The sequence below is a fragment of the Mycobacterium sp. TH-M106 genome, assembly GCF_057473765.1.
Genome location: NZ_JBYCLE010000266.1, coordinates 1 through 10,734, shown reverse-complemented (window position 1 = coordinate 10,734; position 10,734 = coordinate 1). Strand labels below are relative to the sequence as shown.

Below are 10,734 nucleotides of genomic sequence, written 5' to 3'. Positions count from 1 at the left end.
GGATCCACACCCGGCGCCGGCGCACCACCAGCGACACCACCAGCCCGGCCATCATCGTCATGGCGAACACCAGCACCCAGACCTGGCCGGGGTCGTGAGATACCTGCACGTTGATGAACGGTACGGCACCGTCGAAACGGACCGTGGTGCCGTCATCGAGGCGAACCTGCTCCCCCATCCGCAGGTTGGTCCGGCGCACCTTGACCAACCGGCCCTGGTGTATCAGCCGGGAGTCCAGGCTGAACAGCAGCTGCGGCCTCCCGGTGTCCAGCCCGGCGTCGCCGCGGAAGATGTCGATAGCCACGGCGGGATTGTCCAGTGCGGGGAATGCCGACGACAACAGGGTGCCGTCGAGCTGTTCGGTCGGCGCGAACAAGCCCTGAATCGCGATCTGCTGTCGGCGGCGTTCAGCGGGATCCGGGTACAGGCCGGCGGGCGGGTCGATGCGCACCGCACCCGACGACAACAGCGTCAACGGGTTGTCCGGTCGCCACTGCACCGTCGCCGCGCGGGTCTGCCCGTCCGGAAACGTCACAGTGAAGGTGGGTGCATAGCCGTGGCCCTGGAGATACACCCGATCACCGCCGGTCCGTAGCGGGTGGTTCACCGTCAGCCGGTAGGGGTGCCAACGCGCCCGAGCCAGGTCGTCGCCGGTTTGATAGTCGATGTTCGCCACGTACGAAATGGCCAGCCCGGACGGCAGGTAGTCCGCGGCGAAGTCGTTGACCCGAAGGCAGATCGGGTGCAGCGAGGTGCCGTCGACGGTGGTGCCGGCGCGAAACGAGTCGAACGCGGCCGGGGAGGCGGAGCAGAAACCGGCGCCACCGTCCGCGACGACCATCACGTTGCCCTCGTAGCCGAACATCGTGCCGGTCGCCACCGCTGCCAGCAGCCCGAGCAGCGCGAAATGAAAGACCAGGTTGCCGAATTCGCGCAGGTAACCTTTTTCGGCCGACACCTCCGCGGTGCCGGCATCAGCCCCCTGCGACCTGGCCCGAATGACGCGGCGCCAGCCGTGCAGCTGCCCGGCCATGATCGCCGCGAGCGCCGTTGGCTCGCCGACGAATTGGCCGCTAGCGTGCTTAGGCAATCGGACCAGGTTGCGGGGGGCCGGCACCGGCGTAGCGCGCAGGCTCCGCAGGTGCTCGACGATCCGCGGTGTCAGGCAACCGACTAGAGACACGAACAGCAGCACATAGATGGCGGTGAACCAGAAGCTGGCGAACACGTCGAACGCCTGCACCCGATCCAGCCAGGGACCGATCACCGGATGCAGCGCCAGGTATTCGTCGACCTTGCCGGCGTTGAGGTTGCGCTGCGGCAGCAGCGCACCCGGGATGGCGCCCAGCGCGAGCAGGAACAACAGCACCAACGCGGTGCCCATCGAGGTCAGCGCCCGCCAGAGGTTGCGGATTCTGGCCGCGAGTATGCGCAAACTCGCACGGCGCGGGCCTCGCGAGTGCGATTTTGTGCATGCTCGCGCCATGAGGGCCATTAGAGCGGCAACCTCACGTCGGAGACCCGGGAGAACAGACCATCGCGCAGCCAGGACACGAAGCCGTTCCACCCACCGGTGAGCAGTGCGGCACCGACGGCGACCAGCAGCACACCACCGAAGATCTGGATGGCCCGGGTATGCCGGCGCAGCCAGCCCAGCCCAGTCACCGCGGCCGCCGATCCGAACGCCAGCGCCACGAACGGGACCCCCAGGCCCAGGCAGTAGGCGATCACCAACACCACACCGCGAGCCACGCTGGCGCCGTCGGTGGCTGAGGCGACGGCGATCACCCCGGTCAGCGTCGGCCCCAGGCACGGGGTCCAGCCCAGCGCGAACACCGCACCCAGCAGCGGCGCACCGGCCACCGTAGTCAACTGCCGCGGGCTGAACCGGACCTGCCGCTGCAGAGCCGGGACAAAGCCCACGAACACCAGACCCATCAGGATGGTCAGCGCACCGCCGACCCGTTGCAGCAGCACCTGATTGGCGATCACTGTGGTGGTCATGCCGAGTACGGCGACAGTGCCGAGCACAAACACCGCGGTGAACCCGCCGACGAACAGCGCCGCCGACCCGGCAACCCGCCACCTGGCGGTGCGCGGCTGCTGCTGTTCGTAGGCCCCGACGCCACCTACCAAGGCGGCCAGATACGACAGGTAGCCCGGCACCAGCGGCACCACACACGGGGAAGCGAACGACACCAACCCGGCCAGCACCGACACCGCCAGGGCCAACAGCAGCGATCCGGACGCGGCGATCTGCGCGAACCCGGTCATTGCGGTCCAGGCGGAATCGGCTCGCCGGCACCGTGTTCGGCGGCCAGCCGCTGCACCACCGGTTGCAGATCTTCGGCGAGCAGTTCACGCAAGAACACCGCAGCGACCCGGTGCTGCCGGTCCAACACCAGGGTGGCCGGAATGACCGAGGAGGGGTACTTGCCACCGAACGCGATCATGGTGCGCATCGCCGGGTCGTAGATCGACGGGTAGGTCACATGCCGGTCTTTGACGAAATCCTGCGGAGCTTGCGGGTCGTAGTCACGGACGTCGATGCCCAGGAAGGCCACCCCGTCGGCGCGAGTGTCGTCGTAAACCTTTTGCAGCTGGCCGATCTCGGTGCGACACGGCCCGCACCACTGCCCCCAGACGTTGACAACCACGACCTGGCCAGCGAAACCGTCCACGTTCAGGGTGTGTGCCGGGTCCATCAGGTCGGGGCCGCTGACCGCACTGGGGCGGCCACGGGCGTCGGGCGGGTCGTAGAAGATATCGGTCTTGCCGCCGGGGGCGACGAACTCGAACGTGCCGCCGCCGCGGGTGACGGCGTCGTCGCCGACCGAACAACCGGCGCAGCAGGCAATCAGCGCTGTCAGCGCTGTGCCCGCCGCCCCGACCACCACTGGCGTCCGCATCGTCAACCGCCGGCCGGGACACGGTATTCGACGCCGACCAGCCGGTCGCCGTCGTAGGTCAGGGATGTCACCGACGCCACCGCGCACTGGCGCCGCCCCGGGTAGTGCCAGAGCCTCCTGTGAGTCAGATACAGCCGCAGCATCCACACCGGCAGCTGGTGGCTGACGCAGACCGCCTCGTGGCCGGCTGCGCGGGCGCGCGCCTTGTCCACCGCGGTCGCCATCCGCGCCGCGATCCGGGTGTACGGCTCGCCCCATGACGGGGTAAACGGGTTGCGCAGATACCACCACAGCCGCGGGTCGCGCCAAACCCCGTCGCCGACCGAAATACGTTTGCCTTCAAACACATTCGTAGACTCGATCAGGTCGGCGTCGGTGTCGACCGCCAGATTGTGCCGCGCCGCGATCGGTGCCGCGGTCTCCTGGGCGCGCTGCAGCGGGGAGGCGATCACCGCGACGACATCGCGGTCGGCCAGCGCGTCGGCGACAGCGGCGGCTTGCGCTCTTCCGGTGTCGGACAATGAAAACCCCGGCAGTCGCCCATACAGGATGCCGGCCGGGTTGTCGACCTCGCCGTGGCGCACGAGATGGACGCGGGTCTGCTCGGCCATCAGGCGTTGTTCTCCCGCGCAGAGGCGGCGGCTCGAGCCGCCCCGGGCAGCGCCTCGGCGATCCGGTCGAAGGCTTCCCCGGTGAGGGCATCGGAGACGAACCATGTTTCGAACGCGCTGCACGGCGGGTAGACGCCCGCGTCGAGCAACGCGTGGAAAAACGCCGGATACCGCCAGGTTTGGCTGGCGCGGGCGGCGGCGAAATCGGTGACGGGGCACTCGGCGAAGAACACGCTCAGCATGTTGCCTGCACGTGGAATCTGGTGCGGCACACCGGCAGCCGTCAGCTCGCTCGATAGCAACGCCGCCAGCCGATCCGCGTTGACGTCCAGCGTGGCGTACACATCGGAATCGGCGGCGCGCAACGTCGCCAACCCGGCGGCGGTGGCCACCGGGTTTCCGGACAGCGTGCCGGCCTGATACACCGGCCCGAGCGGCGCCAGCCGGTCCATCGCCTCGGCACGCCCGCCGAACGCCGCGGCCGGTAGCCCGCCGCTGATCACCTTGCCGAAGGTGAACAGATCCGCGGCCACCGGATCGATGCCGTGCCAACCGCTGGCACTGACCCGAAATCCCGTCATCACCTCGTCGAAGATCAGCAGCGCACCGTGTTCGGCGGTGATCGCCCGTAACGCGGCGTTGTAGCCCGGCGCCGGCGGCACCACGCCCATGTTGCCGGGACTGGCCTCGGTGATGACGGCGGCGATCTGATCGCCGAACCGAGCGAATACTGCTGCCACACTGTCGATGTCGTTGTAGGGCAACACGATCGTGTCGGCTGCGGTCGCGCCGGTGACACCCGGTGACGACGGCAGCCCGAGGGTGGCCACTCCGGAACCGGCGTCGGCGAGCAGCGCGTCGACGTGGCCGTGGTAACAGCCGGAGAACTTGACGACCTTGGCCCGACCGGTGAAGCCGCGGGCCAGCCGCAACGCGCTCATGGTCGCCTCGGTACCGGAGTTGACCAGCCGGACTTTGCCCACCGGCGGCACCCGGGCGATGATCTCGGCTGCCAGCTCGGTTTCGGCCGACGTCGGCGCACCAAACGACAGGCCGCGCGCGGCGGCTTGCCGGACCGCCTCCACCACCGCGGGATGGGCATGGCCGAGGATCGTCGGCCCCCACGAACAGACCAGGTCGACGTAGCGGTTGCCGTCGGCGTCGGTGAGCCAGCAGCCGTGTGCCTCGGTAATGAAACGCGGTATGCCACCCACCGACGTGAACGCCCGCGCCGGCGAGTTCACTCCGCCGGGGATGACCGCACAAGCGGCGTCGAACAGCGCCGCCGAGGTGCGTGCGCTGCGGGTCGACTGGTCGATGCTCGGCACGCCCACCAGTGTTCCAGCCCGAGAGACTTGAGTCAGAGCCGCCTCCGCGCGTTGGATGGCAGTCATGCAACTACCGCAATGGCTGGCTCGGTTCAACCGGCATGTCACCAACCCGATCCAACGGCTGTGGGCCGGCTGGCTGCCGACGTTCGGGATCCTCGAGCACGTCGGCCGCAGCTCCGGCAGGGTCTACCACACTCCGCTGAGTGTGTTCAGCACCGACGACGGGGTGGCGATCCTGCTGACCTACGGCCCGAACCGTGACTGGCTGAAGAACATCACCGCGGCGGGCGGCGGGCGGCTGCGGCGCTACGGCAGAACCTTCGCCGTCACCGAACCCAGAGTGACGACCAGGGCGGAAGCGGCACCGCACGTGGTAACGGGCTGGCGTTCGATCTTCGCGCGGCTGCCGTTCGAGCAGGCCGTACTGCTGACGAAAGCCCGTTGATCATGCAGTTTTGCCAACGCTGGCCGACTGCGGAAACAGCGGACCGCGGGGAGGGTGTCGAGTTCTCGCTGGCCTGGTTGCTGGCGCCGCTGTCGGTGCAGGCCTTCCTCGACGACATCTGGACGCTGGCGCATTACCACATCACCCGCCGCGACCCCGGCTACTTCGACCGGCTGTTGCCCGGATCGTCGGCGGCCGACCAACTCTTGGAGCAGCTCCAGCCGGAACCGACTGCGGTGCGGCTGGTGCGAGGCGACGAACACCAGGGGGCCGACACCTACCGGCTCAGCGACGGCAGCCTCGACCTCGCCCGGATCCACCACGACTTCGCCGACGGCTACACCATCGTCGTAGACAATCTCGAGCGCTACGTCCGCACCATCACCTCGCTGTCGCACGCCATCGAGGTTGAACTGAACTTCCCGACGCAGGTCAACGCCTACATCACGCCATCCGGATCAACGGGCTTCCTTCCCCACTACGACCACCACGACGTGCTGATCCTGCAGATCCACGGATCCAAGACCTGGCATTTCTACGACGACACCACTGTGCCGCCGCATCAGATGCAGCGCCGACAGGAGGTCGCAGCCGAAGACCTGCCGGTGCCAGCCGAGCCGGGTAAGGCAACCGAGCTGCGCCTGGACGCCGGCGACGTCCTGTATCTGCCGCGCGGTCGAATCCATGCGGCTGAGACAACCGCGGAGCCGTCAGTGCACTTGACCGTCGGAATCCACGTGCCGACGGTGCTCACCCTGGTCACCCATGCGCTGCATCTGCTGAGTTTGCGCGACGACCGCATCCACACCCGGCTGCCGCCGCGCTATCTGGACGACCCCGAGATCCGTGCCGGCCTACGCGGCCTCGTGCACGACGCACTCAGCATTGCCGAGGACCCGGGCGTCATCGCAGAAGGCCTCGGCGCGCTGGAGGACCTCCTGGTCCGGCGCGGCCGATGCCCACCGGTCGGACCAACCTCGAATGCCGTCGGAATCGACGGACAGACTCTGGTGGTCAAGCATCAGCCGCTGTATTCCCGGGTGACGACCGTTCCCGGCGGCGTTGCCCTGCAGTTCGCCCAATTGCTGATCAGCGCCGGTGGTGACCACGAAGCGGCGGTGCGGTTTCTGTCGCGAAGCACCGAGCCGTTTCGGGTGTGCGACCTGCCCGGGCTCACCGCGGCCCAGCAGATAGAGCTGGCCCGAACCCTGGTCGTGAGTGGCTTTCTGGTCCGACTGTCCGACCGCTGATCCTCACCTGCACCAATCGGATGCTCAGATACGGAAGATATGGGTGTCGACATCCGTATCTCTAGCGAATACCCTGTGGATCGTCTGGATTTGCGGTTATCCGTACTCGGGTACAGAGGGAGGGCGCCCTGGTGGCGACGGAGTCAATCTGGATGGCTTCGCCACCGGAGGTGTATTCAGCGCTGTTGAGCAGTGGTCCGGGGCCGGGATCGCTGCTAGCGGCGGCGGGCGAGTGGGACGCGTTAAGCGCCGAATACGCAGCGATCGCCGACGAGCTCAGCGCGATGCTGGCTGCGGTGCAGGCGGATGCGTGGCAGGGGCCCAGCGCGGAGTCGTATGTGGCGGCAAACGTGCCGTATCTGGCGTGGCTGATGCAGGCCAGCGCCGACAGCGCGGCAGCGGCCGCCCGGCATGAGACGGCGGCCGGCGCCTACACCACCGCGTTGGCCGCGATGCCGACGCTGGCCGAACTGGCTACCAACCATGCCGTTCACGCGATGCTGGTGGCCACGAACTTCTTCGGGATCAACACCGTCCCGATCACGCTGAACGAAGCGGACTACGTACGGATGTGGATCCAGGCGGCCACCACCATGGCGACCTACCATACGGTGTCGGCCACCGCTGTGGCGTCGACGCCGCAGACCAGCCCGGCGCCGCCGATCCTGCAAGCCAACATCACCCCGCAGCGCGACCGCCACCCCGGCGCCACCGCGGCGAGCAACCAGGACAACGGCAACGTCTGGAAACTCAGCTGGTGGGAGACCCGACTAGACGAAATCGCCAGCGCCGTTCAGGGCGATCTGGCGAACTTCGGGTCGAATCCGTCCGGGGCGATGACCAAGTTGTTGAGCGATCCGGTGCTGTGGACGCTTGCCCCGCACTGGGCAGGCGAAGCGATCCTGGGGCTCTCGCAACCGCTGACGTCGTTGGCGGAGGCCTCGATCGGCCTGGTCTTTCCTGCCGCGTCCGCGAGCGGCCTCGCGGGGCTGTCCGGGCTGGCCGGCCTGTCGCAGATCCCCACCCCGGGGCCTGCCGTCCCGGACACGATGGCGCCGGCGGCCGCGCCAGTCGCCGGCGTCACCGCAGCTCCGGGTCTGCCCGCCACGGCCCCGGCGGCCACCCTGGCACCCGTGGCCACGGCCACTCCCGGCTCCGCGCCCGCCCTGCCGCCGACGCCGCCACTGGTGGTGGGCACCGAGAGTGCCGGCGATCTGATCTACCCCTACCTGGTGGGCGGTGGCCCCGACACCGGATCCGCCTCGACGATGAGCGTCCGCAGCGAACTGAGGGCTGCACAGCCCGATCGCGCCACAGCCGCGGCGACCAGCACGGCCACCCGGGAACGTGCGCATCGGCGACGTCGGCGGTCGGGACGGATCGACCGCAGCTACCGCTACGAATACCTGGACTCTGACCAAGAAGGGAGCCCATCAGCCTGCAAGCTGACGGGCGCCACGCCGGTGGCCGCCGGGGTAGCTGGGGTAGCTGGGGCCAGCGGGTTGAAAACCCTGGCCCACAGCGCAGTAGTCGACGGCACCGGGTCGACCGCGCCGTTGCTGCCACGCACCTGGATGAGCGGGGCTAGCGGGGGTTAGCGGCCCTGGGGCACCGGGCTGAACTGCACGCCGAGCCGGGGCAACGCGTCGCCGCGTCTCAGCTCGTGGTAAACCTCGGCCATCGACAGCGGCTCAGTTGCGGCAAGCACCGGCATCGGCTCTCGCTGGGCACTCGACGGTTCGTCCAGCGTTCCCGCTGACCCGCGCCACCGCTTGACAGCAAAGTACAGCAAGATCACCACGCCCCAGGACACCAGACCGAACCAGAGCTGGCTGCGGGCAGCGTCGTCGAATGCCATCTGCACCAGCACCGCGATGATCCCGGCCAGGGCAAGGACAGAAAGCAGAGGAAAGAACCACATCTTCACCCGCAACATCTCCGGTGGCGTCCGGCGGCGCAGCACGATCTGCGACAGCGAGATCAGCAGGTACACGAACAGGACCACGGCACCGGACGAGTTGAGCAGGAAGATGAACGCCGTGTCGGGGGCTGCCCGCGCCATGACCACCCCCGCGAAGCCAACCACCGACGACAACAGCACCGCCAGATGCGGGACACCGCGCGAGCTGAGTCTGGCCAGCCGGCTCGGTGCCTCCTGCTGGGCGGCGAGCACGAAAAGCATTCGAGACGCGGTGTACAGGCTTGAGTTCAGGCAGGAGAAGACCGCGATCAGCACGACCGTGTTCATGATGTGGTCGGCACCCGGGATCTGCATCTCCTTCAACGCCGCCACGTAGGGTGACGCGCCGAGTTCCCCGGCCGTCCACGGCAAGATCACAACGAGCAGAAAGACCGAGCCGACGAAAAAGAAGGCAATCCGAACGATCACCGCGTTGGTCGCTCGCTGGACCGCACGCCGCGGGTTGGGGGTCTCGGCGGCGGCGATGGTGGCGATCTCGGCGCCCATCATGGAGAACATCACCACCACGACGGCGGCGAAGACACCGCTGAGACCGTTCGGCATGAATCCGCCGTGTGCGTTGAGGTTGTGAAAATCCATGTTGTGACTTGGCCACAAGCCCAGCACGAAGGTGGCCCCAAGCCCGAGGAATATCACAATGGACGAAACCTTGATCACCGCGAACCAGAATTCGAACTCACCGAACGACGCGACGGAGAACAGGTTGGTGGCGGTCATCGTCACCATCAGGATCAAAGCGGCCAACCATGTCGGCGCACCGATCCAATAGGTGATGATTTTGCCGCCGGCGACGGCCTCGAAACCGACCACGATCACCGAGAAATACCAATACAGCCAGCCAGCCGAGAATCCGGCCCAGTCGCCCAAGGCTTTTCGCGCATAATCTGCGAACGACCCCGTGGACGGGTTGGCGCTAGCCATCTCGCCCAGCATTCGCATGACCAGGATGACCAACGCACCGCAGATCGCGTAGGTCAGAAACGCCGCGGGACCGGCCGTGTTGATCACCACACCAGATCCGACGAACAAACCCGCGCCGATCACACCGCTGAGGGCGATCATGTTCAGCTGACGCTGCGACAACCCTTGGCGCAGTTGCGATATGAGAACCATGCTGTCTCCGTCTCAGCGAGTCACCGAGGAAGCTGCATGGCGGCCAAGGGGTGCTTGCGATGAGTTCCGTGTCCGCACATGGCCGGACGCTAGCATTCAGATCGGGGTCAACGGCAGTGACGTGGCCCTACGGTTACCGAACTCTCATCGCAGCGTTACCGAACGGGACCGATCAGCCGCAGGGATCGCCGGATGAGGGCCGCGGCGCGCCTTTGCGGGCAATGCAGTTCAGCGCGAGATGATGAAGCCCATGCCCGAGTTGACCCGCCGTGCGGTACTGCGTATCGGTGCCGGCGCGACCGCCGGCGCGGCAAGCGCCTACCTGGCCAGCGCGTTACTGAATCCGGTTGAGCCCCAGGCATCGCCGCCGTCGGCACCATCCGTTCCGTTCGAACCAGTGCCGGCAGGCAGCGCGCTGCCGACTCGCCTGTCCGGCTCGTTTGTCTCCGCGGCTCGCGGCGGCACCGAAACCAACTGGATCATTGTCTGGCCGCCAGGCCAGACCAGGCCACTGCGGCCGGTGATCGCGCTGCACGGCAGGGGCAGTAGCGCGGCCGGAGTGATGGATCTGGGTATCGAGGACGGCCTTGCCCAGCTGGTACAGGCGGGCCGGCCTCCATTCGCCGTGGTCAGTGTCGACGGCGGCGACACCTACTGGCATCGCCGAACATCGGGTCAGGACTCCGGGGCGATGGTTCTCGACGAACTGATCCCGATGCTGTCCACCAAGGGCCTGGACACCTCCCGGGTCGGATTCATGGGCTGGTCGATGGGCGGGTACGGGGCACTGTTGCTGGGTGCCCGCCTCGGTGCGGCGCGGACCGCGGGGATCTGCGCGATCAGCCCCGCGTTGTTCATGACGTACTGGGGCGCCACGCCGGGAGCATTCGACGGTATCGACGACTGGCGGACGAACTCGGTGTTCGGGCTACCGCAACTGGCCTCGATCCCGATCCGGGTGGACTGCGGCACCGGTGACCGCTTCTGCCCCGCCACTCGTCAATTCGCCGGGCAACTGCGCACGCCGCCGGCCGGTGGGTTTTACCCGGGTGGGCACGACGTGTCGTTCTGGCGCGAGCACCTGCCGTCGGAGC

At 67.7% G+C, this 10,734-nt stretch carries 10 protein-coding genes; 4 read left to right on the top strand and 6 right to left on the bottom strand.

What is annotated here, in order from left to right; translation table 11 throughout:
* The 5 genes from AC2VOP_RS09265 to hemL all read right to left on the bottom strand — a co-directional run.
* The coding region (locus AC2VOP_RS09265) for a cytochrome c biogenesis protein ResB (protein WP_486960681.1) at positions 1-1,384 on the bottom strand (1,384 nt) is incomplete at its 3' end.
* A gap of 110 nt (positions 1,385-1,494) precedes the next feature.
* Entirely contained in the window at positions 1,495-2,274 is a 780-nt protein-coding gene (locus AC2VOP_RS09260) for a cytochrome c biogenesis CcdA family protein (protein WP_486960680.1), read from the bottom strand.
* Positions 2,271-2,909, bottom strand: coding sequence for a TlpA disulfide reductase family protein (locus AC2VOP_RS09255; protein WP_486960679.1), 639 nt, complete (start codon positions 2,907-2,909; stop codon positions 2,271-2,273). The genes AC2VOP_RS09260 and AC2VOP_RS09255 overlap by 4 nt, the downstream gene beginning before the upstream one ends.
* Positions 2,910-2,911: 2 nt before the next feature.
* A complete protein-coding gene (locus AC2VOP_RS09250) occupies positions 2,912-3,520 on the bottom strand; it encodes a histidine phosphatase family protein (protein ID WP_486960678.1) in 609 nt (202 codons plus the stop codon).
* On the bottom strand, positions 3,520-4,848 hold the full coding sequence (hemL, locus tag AC2VOP_RS09245; RefSeq protein ID WP_486960677.1) for a glutamate-1-semialdehyde 2,1-aminomutase: 1,329 nt from the start codon (positions 4,846-4,848) through the stop codon (positions 3,520-3,522). Before hemL ends, AC2VOP_RS09250 begins: the two co-directional genes overlap by 1 nt.
* A gap of 64 nt (positions 4,849-4,912) precedes the next feature.
* On the opposite strand from hemL, the gene AC2VOP_RS09240 reads away from it, so the two are divergent.
* The 3 genes from AC2VOP_RS09240 (at position 4,913) to AC2VOP_RS09230 (ending at position 8,144) form a co-directional block, all read left to right on the top strand.
* A complete protein-coding gene (locus AC2VOP_RS09240) occupies positions 4,913-5,296 on the top strand; it encodes a nitroreductase family deazaflavin-dependent oxidoreductase (protein ID WP_486960676.1) in 384 nt (127 codons plus the stop codon).
* Between the two features lie 2 nt (positions 5,297-5,298).
* Positions 5,299-6,546, top strand: a complete 1,248-nt coding sequence (locus AC2VOP_RS09235; RefSeq protein WP_486960675.1) for a cupin domain-containing protein — start codon at positions 5,299-5,301, stop codon at positions 6,544-6,546.
* Positions 6,547-6,698: 152 nt separating this feature from the next.
* Complete coding sequence (locus tag AC2VOP_RS09230; protein WP_486960674.1) at positions 6,699-8,144, top strand: PPE family protein; 1,446 nt, start codon at positions 6,699-6,701, stop codon at positions 8,142-8,144.
* Here the strand turns inward: AC2VOP_RS09230 and AC2VOP_RS09225 are convergent.
* Positions 8,141-9,640, bottom strand: coding sequence for an amino acid permease (locus AC2VOP_RS09225; RefSeq protein WP_486960673.1), 1,500 nt, complete (start codon positions 9,638-9,640; stop codon positions 8,141-8,143). The two genes, AC2VOP_RS09230 and AC2VOP_RS09225, sit on opposite strands and share 4 nt — an antisense overlap.
* Positions 9,641-9,878: 238 nt before the next feature.
* Here AC2VOP_RS09225 and AC2VOP_RS09220 point away from each other — a divergent pair.
* Positions 9,879-10,734: alpha/beta hydrolase (locus AC2VOP_RS09220; protein WP_486960672.1), on the top strand; the 856-nt coding region annotated here is incomplete at its 3' end.

What these genes read in the sequence shown, in the direction of transcription:
- AC2VOP_RS09260 (WP_486960680.1), bottom strand. Translation starts at nt 2,274, where the DNA reads ATGACCGGGTTCGCGCAGATCGCCGCGTCCGGATCGCTGCTGTTGGCC.
- AC2VOP_RS09255 (WP_486960679.1), bottom strand. Translation starts at nt 2,909, where the DNA reads ATGCGGACGCCAGTGGTGGTCGGGGCGGCGGGCACAGCGCTGACAGCG.
- AC2VOP_RS09250 (WP_486960678.1), bottom strand. Translation starts at nt 3,520, where the DNA reads ATGGCCGAGCAGACCCGCGTCCATCTCGTGCGCCACGGCGAGGTCGAC.
- AC2VOP_RS09240 (WP_486960676.1), top strand. Translation starts at nt 4,913, where the DNA reads ATGCAACTACCGCAATGGCTGGCTCGGTTCAACCGGCATGTCACCAAC.
- AC2VOP_RS09235 (WP_486960675.1), top strand. Translation starts at nt 5,299, where the DNA reads ATGCAGTTTTGCCAACGCTGGCCGACTGCGGAAACAGCGGACCGCGGG.
- AC2VOP_RS09230 (WP_486960674.1), top strand. Translation starts at nt 6,699, where the DNA reads ATGGCTTCGCCACCGGAGGTGTATTCAGCGCTGTTGAGCAGTGGTCCG.
- AC2VOP_RS09225 (WP_486960673.1), bottom strand. Translation starts at nt 9,640, where the DNA reads ATGGTTCTCATATCGCAACTGCGCCAAGGGTTGTCGCAGCGTCAGCTG.